Origin of the sequence: Trichococcus alkaliphilus (assembly GCF_003008695.1) — a bacterium.
Taxonomy (GTDB): Bacteria; Bacillota; Bacilli; order Lactobacillales; family Aerococcaceae; genus Trichococcus; species Trichococcus alkaliphilus.
Map to the genome: position 1 here is coordinate 66600 of NZ_PXZT01000007.1, position 16155 is coordinate 82754.

The 16155-nt window shown below is 48.2% G+C and carries 15 protein-coding genes; 2 read left to right on the forward strand and 13 right to left on the reverse strand.

Annotated features, from left to right (window positions below; all coding sequences use genetic code 11):
• Positions 1-130 precede the first annotated feature (130 nt).
• The 6 genes from C7R73_RS07550 to rlmH form a co-directional block, all read right to left on the reverse strand.
• A complete protein-coding gene (locus C7R73_RS07550) occupies positions 131-418 on the reverse strand; it encodes a hypothetical protein (RefSeq protein ID WP_106449916.1) in 288 nt (95 codons plus the stop codon).
• Positions 419-529: 111 nt separating this feature from the next.
• Positions 530-1030, reverse strand: a complete 501-nt coding sequence (locus C7R73_RS07555; protein WP_106449917.1) for a JAB domain-containing protein — start codon at positions 1028-1030, stop codon at positions 530-532.
• Between the two features lie 16 nt (positions 1031-1046).
• A complete protein-coding gene (locus C7R73_RS07560; RefSeq protein ID WP_106449918.1) occupies positions 1047-1352 on the reverse strand; it encodes a DUF960 family protein in 306 nt (101 codons plus the stop codon).
• A 147-nt stretch (positions 1353-1499) separates the two neighbouring features.
• Positions 1500-1670 carry a hypothetical protein gene (locus C7R73_RS13725; protein ID WP_161525898.1) on the reverse strand — a complete coding sequence of 57 codons (171 nt, stop codon included), beginning with the start codon at positions 1668-1670 and terminating at the stop codon, positions 1500-1502.
• Complete coding sequence (locus C7R73_RS07565) at positions 1667-1987, reverse strand: hypothetical protein (protein ID WP_106449919.1); 321 nt, start codon at positions 1985-1987, stop codon at positions 1667-1669. The genes C7R73_RS13725 and C7R73_RS07565 overlap by 4 nt, the downstream gene beginning before the upstream one ends.
• 418 nt (positions 1988-2405) lie before the next feature.
• Positions 2406-2885 (reverse strand): 23S rRNA (pseudouridine(1915)-N(3))-methyltransferase RlmH, encoded by a 480-nt coding sequence (gene rlmH, locus C7R73_RS07570; protein WP_106449920.1) that lies wholly within the window; start codon positions 2883-2885, stop codon positions 2406-2408.
• 325 nt (positions 2886-3210) lie between these two features.
• Between rlmH and C7R73_RS07575 the strand changes: the two genes are divergently transcribed.
• Positions 3211-4590 (forward strand): TrkH family potassium uptake protein, encoded by a 1380-nt coding sequence (locus tag C7R73_RS07575; protein WP_106449921.1) that lies wholly within the window; start codon positions 3211-3213, stop codon positions 4588-4590.
• 24 nt (positions 4591-4614) lie between these two features.
• The gene (locus tag C7R73_RS07580; RefSeq protein ID WP_106449922.1) at positions 4615-5283 is read left to right on the forward strand and encodes a potassium channel family protein; all 669 of its coding nucleotides are present in this window, start codon (positions 4615-4617) and stop codon (positions 5281-5283) included.
• A gap of 526 nt (positions 5284-5809) precedes the next feature.
• Here the strand turns inward: C7R73_RS07580 and C7R73_RS07585 are convergent.
• The 7 genes from C7R73_RS07585 to walK form a co-directional block, all read right to left on the reverse strand.
• Positions 5810-7087, reverse strand: coding sequence for a S1C family serine protease (locus tag C7R73_RS07585; RefSeq protein WP_192875249.1), 1278 nt, complete (start codon positions 7085-7087; stop codon positions 5810-5812).
• Positions 7088-7492: 405 nt separating this feature from the next.
• On the reverse strand, positions 7493-8281 hold the full coding sequence (locus tag C7R73_RS07590; RefSeq protein WP_192875250.1) for an MBL fold metallo-hydrolase: 789 nt from the start codon (positions 8279-8281) through the stop codon (positions 7493-7495).
• Positions 8282-8429: 148 nt separating this feature from the next.
• Positions 8430-9950 carry a pyruvate kinase gene (locus tag C7R73_RS07595; RefSeq protein WP_161525899.1) on the reverse strand — a complete coding sequence of 507 codons (1521 nt, stop codon included), beginning with the start codon at positions 9948-9950 and terminating at the stop codon, positions 8430-8432.
• A 132-nt stretch (positions 9951-10082) separates the two neighbouring features.
• Positions 10083-11948 (reverse strand): DUF2207 domain-containing protein, encoded by a 1866-nt coding sequence (locus C7R73_RS07600; protein ID WP_106449926.1) that lies wholly within the window; start codon positions 11946-11948, stop codon positions 10083-10085.
• A gap of 145 nt (positions 11949-12093) precedes the next feature.
• A complete protein-coding gene (locus C7R73_RS07605; RefSeq protein WP_161525900.1) occupies positions 12094-13005 on the reverse strand; it encodes a two-component system regulatory protein YycI in 912 nt (303 codons plus the stop codon).
• Entirely contained in the window at positions 12995-14311 is a 1317-nt protein-coding gene (locus tag C7R73_RS07610; RefSeq protein ID WP_106449928.1) for a YycH family regulatory protein, read from the reverse strand. The genes C7R73_RS07605 and C7R73_RS07610 overlap by 11 nt, the downstream gene beginning before the upstream one ends.
• Positions 14308-16155: a cell wall metabolism sensor histidine kinase WalK gene (gene walK / locus C7R73_RS07615; protein WP_106449929.1), complete on the reverse strand. Its 1848-nt coding sequence runs from the start codon at positions 16153-16155 to the stop codon at positions 14308-14310. Before walK ends, C7R73_RS07610 begins: the two co-directional genes overlap by 4 nt.

Consider the following 16155-nt stretch of genomic DNA (forward strand, 5'->3'; position numbering starts at 1 on the left):
AACTACAATTCTTAAAAGTAACCCCATCTTTTCAGTCCTTTCCGCTATCAGCCTTGAGTAGATTGGCGATGACTTTTAACCCTTCCAATACTACGAGCAGCAAATCGCTATCCACAGTACTTCTCCCCCTTTAAACAAACGCTTTATAAGAAGTAAGTTTATTATCTTTGAGCACCCCCAGAAGCTTCCATTCTCTGTTTGCTACATCTGTGATGATGTACACAATATATTCGTCGATGGCGTAGTAATGTACAAGAACTTCCGTTTCAGTATTAATCTCATCGAAAAAATCCGGCAAAAGATTCGAATCAAGTTCATCTCTTAACAGCAGAACGCTCTCAGTAGCGTAGTCAGCGCTGTTTGTGGAACAACCGAAATCCTTGTGCATCAAATCCATTACATACTGCAGTTTTCCCATGGTTTATCCTCCCCTTTACTTGCCGTCAAACACTCAGTCTTAAAGCAAGGCTCACAATGTCTTTGAAAAAATAAGATTGATTCTCTCGGAATTTTTCATCATCGGCCATGCCTACATGTACCCACCCGTTTTTAGCGAAACAAAATCATCATCGCCCAATATGATGTGGTCTAGCACATCGATGCCCAAGAGCTCCCCTGCTTCAGTCAATCTTGCTGTCATCACAAGATCAGCTTCAGATGGTTCAGGGTTCCCGCTTGGGTGCGTGTGACCTACCATGATGCGTGCTGAATTGGAGAGTATCGCCGTCTTAAATATTTCACGCGGATGCGCAATTGATGAGTTGATACTACCGATATGACAGCAATTGATGTTTGTAGGCTCGTTTTTAGTATTCAAACACAGCACAATCAGGTATTCACGATCGACATCCCCCAAAAACTGGCCCATCAATTGGTAGGCATCGTTCGGGCAGCTGATGGCACGGTACTTGTACAGTAAGGATTTGTCTTTCACCATCTGAATTTTCACAATGTCCACACGTTTGGCTGCTGTATTAGCTAATTCATCATCTGTATGTTGTTTTGATTGATTGCTGTATTGGTTTTTCATTTCAAAACTCCCCTTTTTAATAGTCTTCTGGAAAAAGCATCGTTTGGTAGTCTTCGTTGTCGATCACCCAGATGGTTTTAGTGATGCAGCAATCATTGGGCACCTTCAGAAGTGTCTCCTGGCTCCATTTAGGCTCTTCTTGGCCATGCACAACAAGCTGACCATATTCAGTGGCCTTTAACTCAAATTTCTGAAAGTAATCCATCTCATTCCCGTTCTGGACTTGATCGTCGATCAGGGACCACAGAAAGAACTGGGTTTCGATTGGAACGGTATTATCTACACTTCTGGTGACATAGCGGTTATTTTTTGATTGAAACATATTTCATCCCTCTTCCACTCGTTATTTTTAGGCAAAAAGAAAAAGGCCAAGATCCGCGTATGGAATCTTGGCCTTCTTATTTGTCTGATGGTTCACGGATATAATATATATTTCAAATCTTTATTGACTCGTTACCTGTTGGTTTAATTAATCTGCAAAACTATTTTGCGAATTCTTTTCACGTTCGTCCTCATTATCTTTTTTGGCAGTCCTGGCGATTAAATCTGTCAAAAATAGAATTGCTTCTGCTATTTGACCTTTATACTTCCAAAGTATAAGCAAAGCTTTTTTTATGGCCGCTACTTGTACTGAACTCATATATTTTTCTCCTTTAAACTTTTCTTAATGGCATGCTTTAGAACCATTCTTAACAGTTTATTTTTGGTGTTCTCTAATAGGTCTCTTATCAAAAGATCTCTGAGTTCAACACTAGTCAACTCTGGATTTTCTTCTAACTCCATTCTGGCTCTCATATATAATTTTTTTGGTTTTAAATTCAACTGAGACATAATCATGTCTTTAGAATCTTCTAATTCTTCAGGCAGTATCTCTCTAACAACTGTTTCATATCGTGCTTGTGCAGCTTCCAAACTATTCTTGGTTACAGTATTTAATTCATATTGCTTTTCTCCCACTTAATACATCCCCTTCCCAAGTTCCTTCTATACCTTAATATTACTATAAATATCAAAAATAAACTTAAATATATTTCCACATGCTAAAATAGCTTTCAACACTTTACAACTGCTTTATACCTAGGACCATAAAATTTTAGGTTATGATAGCTTGGGACACTTTAATGTTTGGTTGATTATTTGCCTTGTGAAGAATGACGCACAAAAGAATCTAGAATGCTCTCTGGAGTATGGCTCGAAGTTCTGTATTTTCAACCTGTTTTAGATTACAGCCTTAGATGATCCGGAAGGCAAAAACAAAGCGGAAAGCCCGTCATCATAGGCTTTCCGCTTTTTCGATTCTATTCTCTTTTTTAAGTCATTTCGGCAGATAGCTCAGGAATACCGTCAAACCGCCATTCCCTTCAAAAAAATGACCTCATTTGTGGTACGCATGCCCATGGATAATCCGGAAAGCGCGGTAGATCTGTTCGACGAGCACGAGGCGCATGAGTTGGTGCGGGTAGGTCAGTTTGCCGAAGGAGATGTGCTGGTTGGCGCGGGACAGGACGGCTTGGCTGAGGCCTAGCGAGCCGCCGATGATGAAGACGATGTCGCTTTTGCCGGAGGTGCCGAGTTTGTCGATTTCGTTGGCGAATTCGACGGAGTCGTACTGTTTGCCTTGGATTGCCATCGCGAAGACGTAGCTCTGTTCCGGGATTTTGGCGAGGATCTTTTCGCCCTCTCTGTCCTTGATGATTTCCATCTCTTTATCGCTCAGGTTTTCGGGCGCTTTTTCGTCCCCGACCTCGATAATCTGCAGCTTGCAGTAACTGCCCAGACGCTTCGTGTATTCGGCGATGCCCTCCTTCAGATATTTCTCCTTCAGTTTTCCGACCGTGATGATTTTTATGTTCATTCCATTTCGCTCCTTTTTCTTCTCAACTACTATCCTATGGGAACAAGTGCGATTTCGCAACCGTCTTTTTGTTTAACAGTTTTATGACTAAAATATATCCACAGTCTCAGTTTTATCTTTTTATTAACCAACATGGTTGTACAGTCTTATTATAATATGAAGGAAAGTGCAATTTTCGTCTGAAAAAGGCGTGAAAACCATTTGCTTTTTTCTGTAAATGATTTAAGATACTCTTATGCTTTTGAGTTGCTTAATCATGCAGTAGCATTATAATGAAGTTACAAATCCTATTCGCATGCTATTTGAGAGGAGAATTTGAACCATTGTGTTAAAGAAATTTTCGACTTGGTCTGTTTCGCAAAAGATCGCAACGAGCTTCGCCTTTGTCATCTTTACGGGCTCTCTTTTATTGACATTGCCTATCAGCCAATTACCCACATCAAATGCGACATATCTGGATAACCTGTTCACGTCTGTGTCCATGGTGTGCGTGACCGGATTGTTTACGGAGTCCGTCCATGATTCCTACACCGTTTTTGGGCAGATCGTCGGCATGGTGTTGATGCAGATCGGTGGACTTGGATTGATGACGCTGATTGCTTCCGTCATCACCCGGTTAAGGGGCCGCATGGGGCTCCGCAACCGGCTGGCCGTCCAGGAAGGAATCAACCGTGGCGATGCCCGCGGGTTCAGGGATTACCTTTCGGACATCCTGAAATATACGGCCGTCATCGAAGGGACTGGATTCCTCTTGCTGTCTTTCCGCTTCGTTCCTGAGTTGGGCTGGGCATCCGGCCTGTTCACCTCCCTCTTCCTTTCGATTTCCGCATTCTGTAATGCCGGATTCGATCCGATGGGGAACATCAGCTTGATCGAGTATGTCCATGACCCTTTGGTGAACTTCACCATCACTTCCCTTATCATCCTGGGCGGTATCGGTTTCTCGGTCTGGTTCGACGTATCAAAGAGTGTCAAATGTTATCTAGGCAAAAAATGCAGGCCTAGCCTTAGGATTTTCTTCCGCGGCTTGTCCCTGCATAGCCGTTTGGCGTTAGGTGTGACAGGGATCGTCATATTGGTGGGTATGCTGTTCTTTGTCGCCATCGAATACAATAATCCGGATTCGATTGGCACTTTCACATTCCCCCAAAAACTGATGACTGGCTATTTCCAGACAGTAACGATGCGTACCGCAGGCTTTGCGACTATCGACTACACACTGGTCTATCCGTTCACTTTGTTCTGGTTCATCATCACGATGTTCATCGGAGGCTCTCCCGGCGGTACTGCCGGTGGTTTGAAGACGACTACATTCGCCATCATTGTGCTGTTGCTCTATAACGAGCTGCGCGGCCAAAGCAATGTGAACATTGCGAACCATACCATCAGCGTTCAGCAGGTTCGCCAAGCCTTTGTAATCTTCATGGCTCTTCTGGGAACTTTGATTCTCGGCACCAGCCTATTAAGTATCCTGAACCCTGAAGTCGACTTCATCTATATTCTGTTTGAATCCATTTCCGCGCTTGCGACAGTTGGAGTCAGCGCAAACCTGACGCCTACTTTGGGGCGTCTGAGTCAAGCAGTCATTATGTTTTTGATGTTCGCAGGCCGCATAGGCCCGATTACTTTGGTGGATAGTTTAGCCAGAAGCACGCAAAAAGTTCATGATGTTGAATTTTCTAAAGGAAATATCCTGATCGGATAATAGCAAAGAGGAGCGTATCTAAATATGAGTAAATTGGTTGGAATTTTGGGTCTTGGTATTTTCGGATCGACAATCGCAAAAACATTGAGCGAATTCGATGCGGATGTTATCGCTGTCGACAAGGATCCTGAGAACGTAAACCGTCTGGAACCCTTCATTACAAAAGGAATCATCGGAGATGTAACGGATTTGGCCTTACTGGAATCGATCGGACTCTCCGACTGCGATGTGGTCGTGATCGCTACCGGTACCGTATTGGAAGCAAGCGTGCTGGCCGTCATGAACTGCAAAAAACTTGGCATCAAGCATATCATCGCAAAAGCCAAAAATAAAAATTACCGTGAGGTTTTGGAGGCGATCGGCGCCGACACGGTCATCCTGCCAGAAAAGGAAACTGGGATGCGCGTCGCCAAAAACATCCTCCGTACAAACATTGAAGATGTGGTGAACTTGGATGACCAAACTTCAATCATCGAATTCTATCCTCCAGCTAAATGGGTGGGCAGAACACTAGGTGATTTGGATCTGCGCAACAAATACGACATCAATATCATCGGACTCCGCCAACACCGCGGAGAGCACCTGAACGTGTCCTTCACGGGCGATTACATTGTGGATAAAGACATCGTACTTGTGGGTATCACTGAATCCGACGTCTTCGAACGTTATGACTACTTGAACCAACTGACTTGATTTTCTGCAGCATCCCATTTTCGGGATGCTGTTTTTTTAGGTTTGCTGATAGGAAATCAGATTATTGGTTCCCATATTTTGGATTACGGCTTCGGTTATACCCACTTCACACACCCAACTCACACCTTATCCACAAAAGTTATGCACATGTACACACGTTCCCCCGTTATCTAGTGGTAGCATTATTTTTGGCCACATCATATTGATTATCCTTAAAATGAATTATCCTCCTACGAACACAGTTATACACATGGCCTATTGAGCAATCAAATCGATTTATTCCCCTTATTTACCAACGATTATTCAGATTTTTTCACATGGCCGCATACTCTTATGCACAGACTTCGCCGATTTCTGTGCATAACTTCCATTTTCAGAAAGCACCGCTCCCATCATCATTTACGCGTTTTGCACACAAAAACTTTTTTTCCACAGAAATTATCCACAAACGAAGAACACCCCGCATGGTTTCTCTCAAGAGAAGCCATGCGGGGTGTTCGACATTACATCCATTTATCTTTTCAGCTTATTCGGCCGAGGTCTGTCCTTCAGTCAGGGTCACGGTCGTTGACTGCAACGTGCCTGCGCGATAGTAGGCTATTTCCACATCGGTTCCTACTTCCAGTGCATAAAGGATTTTACGTAGGTCGACGATGCTCGTTACCGCTTCGCCGTTCATTTCCGTAATGACGTCGTATTGTTCCAATCCGCCCAATTCGGCTGCGGATAAAGCCTGGACTTCGGCGATGACGACGCCTGCCGTCACATCCTCAGGCAGAGTCAGAACGGAGCTTTGTTGAGCTGCCGAAATCTGGGAGAGATCCAGCATGGACACGCCCAGGATCGGACGGATGATTTCGCCGTTTTGTTCCAATTCGTTGATGATGGTCAGGACGTCATTGCTCGGGATTGCGAAGCCCATCCCTTCGACGTCCGAATCGGATATCTTCATCGAGTTGATGCCGATGACCTGTCCGGCGATGTTGATCAGAGCGCCACCGGAATTACCCGGGTTGATCGCTGCATCCGTTTGGAGCGCCGTCACATCCCAGTCAACGATGCTGTCCCCGTCCACATCTGTGGACACGGAACGGTTTTTGGCTGAAATGATTCCTTGAGTGACCGAAGTCGCAAACTCGGTTCCAAGCGGAGAGCCGATTGCGATGGCCGGTTCGCCGACATTCACGGCGTCCGAATCACCGAAGGAAGCCACCGCGGTGACACTTGTCGCCGGGATTGTCAAGACGGCCAAATCGGTCCAGACATCACTGCCGACGACAGTCGCGACTTCTTTCGTGCCGTCCTTCATCAGGATCTCCAGCTCATCCGCCCCGTCTATGACGTGGTTGTTCGTAACGATATAGGCGAGATCGTCCTCAATCTTATAGATGACGCCGCTGCCCTCACTCGATGTCTCCAAAGCTCCGTTTGTGGTGTCAGAAGAGTTCTGCGGCAGGTCGAAGCCGAACATATTCGTGTTGCCTGCCTGCATATTGATGATGGATACGACCGCATCCTGCACTTTCTCCACAGCGGCAGTCGTGTCGGTCGTCACATTGACGGCGACATCCGTCACGGTTTCATTGACGGATGTGTTCCCGTTGTCGCCTGTTCCTGATCCGTTGCCGAGGATGCCCGATCCGAACAGCAAGCCTGCTCCAATCAGGGCGACCATCCCGCCTCCGATCAATCCGCCGACGATGCCGTTCCTGATCGGTGAATTTTTGCGGTCTTTCGGACGTCTGGATGTGTCTTCGGTTTCGTTGACCGTGTTGTATACGCGCGCGCGTTCCTCTTTGTTCATGGTCGGCCTAGCGATTGCGGCTGCCTCAACTTCCGGCTCTTCATTGGCCGTTTCTTCGACCGCAGTGTATTCTGCCTCTATTTCGGTTTCTTCGGATAAGTCTTCCTGATTATGATCAGCAGATGGAGCGTCGGTGGCAGTCGATTCTATTTCGGTTTCCGTTTCATTGTATGCTTCTTCTTGATTAAGCGGATTTTTTTTATTTTCTTCGTCCCTGTCCATGATGGTTCCTCCTTATCGTTCTACAAGATCAGTATAGTTCCTTATTTTGAATAAATTATGAAGATAGTAAGAGAATATTTCGGAAAATGGATTCTCGATGAGATTATTGTATCATATCCACGTATGCAAAAAGGAGCGGAATCCCTCGATCCGCCCTCTTGCGCTTGCAATCCCGCCTATCGACTAGACTCTGAAAAGTTCAGTCGGCTCATCCGGATCGGTATCATATACAAAAAAATCTTCATTGACGCCCATGCCTTTTTGCATCAGAATGCTTTCGGCGGTATGGTGCGCCAAGGTCTTGATGTTGTTGTCCCGGCTCAAATGCCCGAGATAGATGCGCTTCGTCCTGTCGCCCAGCATTTCGGCGACGGCGGCAGCCCCATCCTCATTGGACAGATGACCTTCATCCCCCAAAATGCGCTGTTTCAGTGACCAAGGGTACCCGCCCATGCGCAGCAATTCCAGATCGTGATTGCTTTCGATGAGATACGCATCCGCATCCCTCAAAAGGCCGCGCAAGCGATCGCTGACATAGCCGGTATCGGTCAACATGACCATCTGCTTGCCTTCATGATGGAAGGAGTAGAATTGCGGTTCGGCAGCATCATGGGAAACGCCATAGCTTTGGATATCGACATCGCCCAAGGTCAGCACCTGGCCCATCTCGAAGATGTGCTTCTGCTCGGTTTTGACGTTGCCGATGATGTGATCCATCGCCTTCCACGTCGCTTCGTTCGCATAAAGATCCATGTGGTACTTGCGCGCCAGGACGCCCAAGCCGTGTACGTGATCGCGGTGTTCATGCGTAACGAGGATCGTGTCCACATCCGCAAGGTTGCGATCGATTTTCGCCATCAGACCGGCGATTTTCTTGCCGCTCAACCCGCAGTCCACCAATATTTTCCGTTTGGGCGTCTCGATATAGGTGCAGTTGCCGGAACTGCCGCTCGCCAGATAGCTGACGCGCATGCCCTCTTTTTCTATTGTCTCAATCAAACTTAGCCCCTCCAATACATCCATAAGTGTAACTTATTTCTTGGAAAATGCCAGTAATTTTTCTCCATGTTAGGAAAAGTTAATCTTTGGCACCGCATGGGGGGCCCAAGCCGAAAGCCGTTTATTTTTTTGGTTTGCGCCAAGCCTTCTTGGCGATTTTGAGCGCGCGCAGCTGGGCTGTCTTCTTCGATCGGTTCTGTTGGCTCTGCACCAGGATTGCATCCAACAAGGTGATCCCCTCTTCCACGAAATCGCCCTTGTTCAGCATGACGCACTCCGCTTGTCCGGCCATCGTCGCATCCGACATTTCCGCCCGCGTGGGTACACCGTTCTTAACCATGTTCTCGAGTACCTGTGTGCTCCAGATGACGGGAATATGCGCAGCCTCGCAGATCCAGAGTATTTCTTCCTGAAGTTCCGACAGCCTCAAAAACCCGGCCTCAGCAGCCAAGTCCCCGCGGGCGATCATGATTGCCAAAGGATTTTTGCTGGCTGCGGCCACGATCAGCTCCGGCAGATGGTTCACGGCTTCCACCGTTTCAATTTTGATTACAATCGGGATAGCTGCGGCTGCTTCATTTCCGACCTGCTCCACTAAAGTCTTCTGGATAGCGGCAATGTCCTTGCTGCCGCGGACAAAAGAGAAGCCCAGGATGTCGGCATCCTTTTCGGCCACCAGTAAGTCTTCGCGATCCTTATCCGTCAAGATCGGCATCCTAAAAGTTGATTCCGGGAAATTGAGCCCTTTCTGCGCCTTCACTCTGATACCCTTTGGCTTGGCCACTTTTCCGACCTGCACGACGACGCCTTGCGGTTTCTGTTCCACAACACGCCCTTCCAGTACGCCGTCATCCAAAATGACCGGACTGTCGACCTTCAGCTCATCAAAGAGATTCAGGCTTTCGCTGAACAAAATGATCGGATAGTGTTTCAGATCTTTGAAGGAAGCATCCGCAGTCAGAAAGAAAAAGTCGCTAACCTTGAGGCGCGGTTTCTCCTTTTCGCTGATGACGGCATCAACCCGGATCTTTGGACCCGCGATGTCAAAATAGATGCGACAACTTTTACCGGCAGTTTTTTTTGCTTCCTGCAGTTTTTCGACCATCTTAAGCCAGACGACGCTATCGTCATGGGCGCAGTTGATGCGGGCGATGTCCATACCGCGCTCCAGCAGGCGGACGAGAAAGTTTTTATCTTGTGCGGCCTGTTCCGGAAGAGTGACCATGATCCGGGTCGACCGGTGCTTCGGCGGTTCACCTAATAAGGCATTCGCCTCGTTTGCCAATTTTTTTCGGCCCGGGAATTTCTCGGTTGTCTTAGGATAGTCATCCAACTGCTTGATTTCCCCTGACATCAACGCTAAGTTGCGGACGATCGCATCCAGCTGTTGGAGCACTTTCGATTCCGTCCGGCCCAGTGAGGATAAGCCCCATTTGGACAGGCGGCTCTGCAAGGGACGGATATCCCTGCTGCGCAACGCCAGATAGTAAGCCAGGTTTTTGCCGCTGAGCTGGAAGGAAGTTCTGGAAATGTCCGGCTTCCATTCCGCATAAAGGGCATTGCCTTCCTCATAGACCGCCTGACGCAGCGCCAGCATCTCCTGATAAAGCGACTGCAATTCATTCTGTTCTTTCTCTTTCATTCTGTTCGCACCTCGACCTTTCATCTTTTATCAAATAAAGGATTGTCTGCTGGAATGTAGCCCGGTATCTGAAACAAAAACACCCTGCTCTGCTTCAGAATAGGATGTTTTCGAAAGTATGGACGGCGTTCGTCAGAAAGCCCCGCCGCCGGAACCGCCACCCGACCCACCGGATGAGCCACCACCGAAACCGCCGCCGAAGCCGCTGCTGTTCGAGGAAGTCGGCATCGATTTGGTTACGCCTGTGTTGATGCTGTTGTTCAGCGTGGACAGGAAGATAGCGTTGTTCATGTAGTAATAGCTGCCGAAAGCGGAAGCCTGGATCTCATTGACGGGGAACTCGACCTGCATCTGCTTCATGACTTTGTCGGCCACACCCAAAGAGACGGCATAGACCAAGAAATGATCCCACAGAGCGATGGACCCGACCTCGCGCATCGGAAAGTCACCCACGTCCTTCAGCATGTTGCGGAAACCTGCCCATTCCTGCTTCGCGCGTTCACCGTCGGCCGTCATGATTGGCTTGACAGCCACTGTCATGAGTTGGATGAAGCTGAGCGCCGCACCCAGAGCTGCAAGGATGATTGCCCACGCGGTGAATGTGCCGCTCATGATGCCGAAGAACACAATAGCACCCAATAGGAAGATATTTGCGACAAAAGCCAAGACCGCGAAGGCGACAGCTTTCTTGTTGTCCTTCGAACGATAGTTCTGCCGTTTCGGCGTGGCGACATCCATTACGCGCTCTTGCCATTTGACCCGATTTTCATTGAAGCGTTTGGCTTCCGTCGAATTATCGGCGATGTTCTCGATATCATCGAGCGTGACGCTCTCCCCATCCCCAACATCGCTGATGAACCAATCCAAAAGCAGCTTTTCATGGCTCAGGAGCGGGGCATTTTTCGTGTCCTTGATCTTCATCAGACGGAAGGAGTCTTCAGGCGCTTTTTCCCGCCCAAAAATCCCTTTTTGGGGAATCTGCACAGGCGAAATCGTCAGATAACCTTTCCGCACCAGATCCAGAATAGTGGCCGAAATGTCAGCAGCTTGCACATTTCCGCTGAAGACGGCACCGTTCATGACGGCAGGCGTCATGTCCTCAGGCAGTTCATAGATATGGTCCGGCAGATGGATTTCCTGCGGGATTTCTTTTTGCCTTGCTCTCCTTACCCATAAGAACACCAGGACCGGCAGAACCGGCGCGACTACAGCCAAGACCGCGCTGAGGATTCCGAAGAGCCACGCATTGCGTTGCTCTTCCTCGGCCAATGCGGCTTCCTGCGCCAATATTTCATCGAATTTGTCCTCATTCACCACATTCGGATTGTCTGCGGTGATGCTGGTCGGGAAAATCACATGGGCTTCGACGAATTGATTGGCCGGATTCTGCGGGACATACAGCAGGACTTTTTGATTGTCTTCCAGCGTCACTGTACTGTTCTCACCGCCGCCGTGGCCCCAAGCACGCAATTCCTCTTCACCGGTCGCTTCCGGCAAAAGAACGGTGACGTCCACATCGTTCAATGGATCCTCCCAAGCGGAACCGATGACTTTGCGGTTGAACTCAGCGATGTCGTTGTAGTTCGTGATGATTTCAGGAATGCGGTATTGATAGATGACCGTCTGGATCTCATCCGTCATTTTGTTGTACACAGTGAAATTCAGGAAATCACCGGTATTTTCCAGTTTGAACGTCCCCGATTCCTCCGTATCGCTCAAAGCAAAAGGGAAAGGATTTTCCGAAAGATAGCCTTGCATCGACACTTTGACATCTGTCGGATCCGCTACCTCCGAAATATCCAAATCATACAGCACCCCATTGAATTCCCCTTCAAAATCGTAAGTGATGCTCTCAGTGAAAAAGGCGCTGCCATCCCGCTGTATTTCGACCAATACATCATAATTCGTAATCTCATAGGAACGGGCCTGTACTTCCTTCTGTCCAAATCCAATCAAAAAAAAGAACATGAACAGCACAATCGAGCCTATCCGTTTCATTGTTACCTTCCCCTTCCGATACCCTCCATCAAGCTTGTCGCTTCTGATACCCCCATTTTAACAAACTTAACCAAGTTAAAAAAGGAAGAACCTCATTTCGAGATCCTTCCTTTTGTTTGTGTTCGTTAAAAAAGTAATAGCCGTTTCAATCCAGTGCATTGTCTGTTTGCGAAGCGTCCTCTTCCTCCAGCAACAAGGCACTGCTGTTGGCTGTCTTCGCCTTGATTTGCGCTTCGGCTGATGGAAGCGAAACACTGGACGTCGTGATGATGCTGCCGGTCAAGGCGTCAACCCGTCTGATTTCCACAGGAGCGTTTTCTATTTTTATCTCGATGTACCACATCGGGCTGTAGATATCCATATCCGACAAACTCAACGTGCGGTAATACGTCAACTGCACCATCCGAACGGTGGAATTTGAGGGAATCTGGTTGTTGAGGTACAGCGCTTCGACCGCCCGCTTCTGCGAAATCACGGTCCTGCTGCTGCCTTGGACTTCCGCCACACCCGCAAATGTCTGTTCATAGGAAATGACCTCATAATCGGGATCCAAATTGAATGTGATGCTGCCCGTACTGTCGCCGATGGGAATACTGTTTGCGACTTGCGCGTACACAAGTTGTCTTTTGAGCGGCAAATACGTAAGGAAGGTATATTCAGCTCCGTAGAGAACGTTGCCTTGCAAGATGAAATCCGTAATCGGCGTTCGGTCGACAATCGTCAAATCTGCCGCATCGATCTCAAGCGGGATCGGCTCGGACAAGGTGCTGAACAACACCCCATCTTCAAAGACAGTCGTCTGATTCACCAGTTTAGATTGATCGGCTTCCAGCGTAGCGCCTTTGTCCGTCTTCAGCAAAGGAATCTTCTCCTGATCGGTCGACAAAGTCGGAAAGCTGATCTCATCGGCCTTCATTGCCTCTTCGATGTTCAGCGTTGTGCTTTCGCTGCCGAAGCTCAATGTCGTCGCATTTTTCTCCAACAACACGCTGAGCAGATAGATGTTCAAAGCTGCGAAGGTGAGGATAAAAATGATTTTGATGCGTCTAAAGTCCACTATCATCCGCCTCCGTTTCCGTTCCGCCGATCCATTGGTCCAGCGACTTCCATGAGCCGTCGATCTGAATGAACCATTTTGGCGTCAGATTGACGAGACGGTTGGATTCTTCACTGAATGTCCAATCATACCCCAATGCGATCATCTGAATCTCTTGGCTGCTGTAGCCACCGGCATCCAGCGCGGCCAAAAGGTCTGTCCCGCTCAATAGCGTGACATCCTCTCTACGATCCGTCAGCGGCGTCTGGATAACTTGGGTCAGGAATTGCAGTTCCGTCATGGATGACCCGGACATATGGATCCGCGTCAAACCGTAATCGACTTCCCCGAAAATCGGATAGCCGTTCACGTATCTTCGGTAATAAACGTTATCCGTGCCCTCATCGAACCCATAGAAGTAAAAAGGATTCGTCCAATTGTCCAACATTTTTATTTCATGGAAACTGTCGCGGATCAATCGATAATCAGGCAACTCCTCAGCATCGAGGATGTTGCGGTAATAGCTCAACTGCCCGGTTTCCTTGTGAATGCTCAATTCGGAGATGTTATCACTGTAACTCACGAATTCATCGTTTCCGTTATCCTTCAGGTCGGTAGTGTCATTGAAAAGCAGATCGATAAAATAGCTGTTTGAAGGCTTTTCAACCAGATAGACCAACTTTTGGATCGTGATTGCTTCTTTCGGAAGGTAGGAGATGGCTGATTCGGATTCATACGATTCCACTTCCATGTACGCATCCTTTTGTCCTTCGTAAAGGTCCACCAACGGCTGCAGTACATTATCCGGCCGCGATACGGTGAACACTTGCTTCGTTTCATCATTCAACAGATAGATGGGATCCTCTTCCTTTGAGTTGAGGATGATCCGATTGATTGTGTCAGCATAATAGTCCTCCTGGAGATTCGTGAAATAACGCGAAAGCAACTCCAGTGGAACTTCCTCGGCAAAGCGGATCTCCAGTTGGGTAGGCGCCAGAATAAGCGCATCAAACTCCTCCTGCGTGTAAGTTGAGACATCTTCGATCCCTTCAAACAAACTCTCACCCAACAGCTCATTCACGCTCTTCATGATTTCCGGCGTTTGCGTCAAGTAGATGCGCTTATCCGTATGGACGATCATCCTTATCGGCGCAAAGACATCCTCTATCTTCTTCGTGTTGGTCAAATTGGCAGAGACAGATGTCGTCGAATTCTGGCTTAACCCGATTGTACTCGGAGTGGAAAGGATCCTGACAGTCAGGAACAGGCTGATTGCGACCAACGTGTATAATAGAGCACTCAGCATCGGTGATTCTTTTTGTCTCATTCCCACTCATCCTCCTCGTCCATCGGAATGTAAGGCAAGGAAATAAAGAAAGTGGACCCTTTATTTTCCACACTGGTTACCCAGATTTTTCCGCCGTGCAACTGGACGACCTCTTTGGAAATGGCCAATCCCAGTCCCGTGCCGCCCATCGAACGGGCGCGCGCCTTGTCCACCCGATAGAATCGGTCAAAGACATGGCCGATGTCCTTGCGCGGAATGCCCAAACCCTCATCGGTGATGCTGATGACGACACTGTTGTGCGTCTCCATCAGTCTGCAGGTGATTTTCCCGCCGTCCGGAGAATATTTGATGGCATTGTTCATGATATTGTCGATCACTTGGATAAATTTATCCTGATCGATTTCGACCCACAGCGTACGTTGCGTGAAGTCCCGTTCGATCTTATATTTTTTGTTGCGGTACTGTTCCGATTTCAACACCACTTCGAAGCGATCGATTATATGCGCGACCAGCTCATTGATGCTGACGAACTCCAGGTTCAGTTCCTGTTTGCCTTGGTCCATCCGGGAGAGATTCAGTAAATCGGTGATCATCCGGATCATCCGATCGGTCTCGGTGGAAATGACCTTCAGAAATTCCGGGGCGATATCCTTATCTTCCCAAGCACCGTCAATCAGCGATTCTGTATAACTTTTCACGCTCGTCAACGGTGTACGCAATTCATGGGATACATTGGAAACGAAACTACGGCGTTCCTGTTCGACTTTTTCCTGCTCCGTGATGTCGGAAAGCACACAGACCAATCCGCTGATGAAGCCGGATTCCCGCTGGATGACGGAAAATTCCCCGCGCAGGATCGTATCCTGATCTTCTGTCGGGATGTTCAGGATCAATTCATCCTGCGTCTCCAACAACTGGCGGAAAGTGAATTTCTCGCCCAGTTTCAGCACTTTCATAATCGATTGCCCGATCGCTTTGTCCTGGGAAATCGAGAGCAGATCCATCGCCCGGCTGTTGATGATGATGATCTTGCCGCGGCGGTCGGTGGCCAATACGCCATCCGTCATGTGCCGCAGGACGCTGTCCAACCTTTGGCGCTCCGATTCTGTCGTTTCCTGGGCATCCTTGACTTTGTAGGACAGATCGTTGATGGTATCAGCCAATTCGCCCAATTCATCCGCTCCATAGACGGTCACCTTGCCGGAATAATCCCCATCGGCAATATTGGCCGTCTGCCTACGCATCTCCGAGATGGGACGCGTGATACCGCGGGAGATGATCACAGCCAGCACAATCGTGATGATGATCGCCACTACTGAAGCATTCAGAAAGATGCTCACCGTCTGGCTCATCTGCGAATAGACCGATTCGATATTCGATTCCATCACCAATACCCCGATAAGGGTACCCGTATTGTCAGTCGAATAGATCGGACTGATGTTCTTCAGCACGCGGCTGTTCGTGTCTTCCTTCACATATTGGTATGAGGAGGGTGCATCCAGAAGAATGACTTGTTGGACATCCCGATCGGTCGACTTCGTTCCGATCAAAGATTGCAGCGTTTGGTCATTGATTCCGAGAATATACCCCTGCTCATCCATGACCTGCGTTTCCAGGATGTTAGCGCCCGTAAAATCGCTGAGGATGGTCTGCACCGACTCCTCCAGTTTTTCCGTATCATCGGCCATCAGGATCGGCTGCAGCGTTTTCTCCAGAAAGCCCGCATTCAGGGTCATCTGGCTGTCGAAGTTGCTGATCATTTTTGTTTCCAGTTCACGGATAAAATAAGCCCCGATCAGTTGCAGGGATACCAACAGGAGGAGAATGAACAGCATCGGTATCTTGAAATGAATGGAATGAACCAAACGTATCTTTTTGTTCAT

What these genes read in the sequence shown, in the direction of transcription:
- C7R73_RS07590 (WP_192875250.1), bottom strand. Translation starts at nt 8,281, where the DNA reads ATGCGCGTCAGCTATCTGGCGAGCGGCAGTTCCGGCAACTGCACCTAT.
- C7R73_RS07600 (WP_106449926.1), bottom strand. Translation starts at nt 11,948, where the DNA reads ATGAAACGGATAGGCTCGATTGTGCTGTTCATGTTCTTTTTTTTGATT.
- C7R73_RS07580 (WP_106449922.1), top strand. Translation starts at nt 4,615, where the DNA reads ATGAGTAAATTGGTTGGAATTTTGGGTCTTGGTATTTTCGGATCGACA.
- C7R73_RS07555 (WP_106449917.1), bottom strand. Translation starts at nt 1,030, where the DNA reads ATGAAAAACCAATACAGCAATCAATCAAAACAACATACAGATGATGAA.
- C7R73_RS07550 (WP_106449916.1), bottom strand. Translation starts at nt 418, where the DNA reads ATGGGAAAACTGCAGTATGTAATGGATTTGATGCACAAGGATTTCGGT.
- rlmH (WP_106449920.1), bottom strand. Translation starts at nt 2,885, where the DNA reads ATGAACATAAAAATCATCACGGTCGGAAAACTGAAGGAGAAATATCTG.
- C7R73_RS07595 (WP_161525899.1), bottom strand. Translation starts at nt 9,950, where the DNA reads ATGAAAGAGAAAGAACAGAATGAATTGCAGTCGCTTTATCAGGAGATG.
- C7R73_RS13725 (WP_161525898.1), bottom strand. Translation starts at nt 1,670, where the DNA reads ATGAGTTCAGTACAAGTAGCGGCCATAAAAAAAGCTTTGCTTATACTT.
- C7R73_RS07610 (WP_106449928.1), bottom strand. Translation starts at nt 14,311, where the DNA reads ATGAGACAAAAAGAATCACCGATGCTGAGTGCTCTATTATACACGTTG.
- C7R73_RS07585 (WP_192875249.1), bottom strand. Translation starts at nt 7,087, where the DNA reads ATGAACAAAGAGGAACGCGCGCGCGTATACAACACGGTCAACGAAACC.
- walK (WP_106449929.1), bottom strand. Translation starts at nt 16,155, where the DNA reads ATGAACAAAAAGATACGTTTGGTTCATTCCATTCATTTCAAGATACCG.
- C7R73_RS07560 (WP_106449918.1), bottom strand. Translation starts at nt 1,352, where the DNA reads ATGTTTCAATCAAAAAATAACCGCTATGTCACCAGAAGTGTAGATAAT.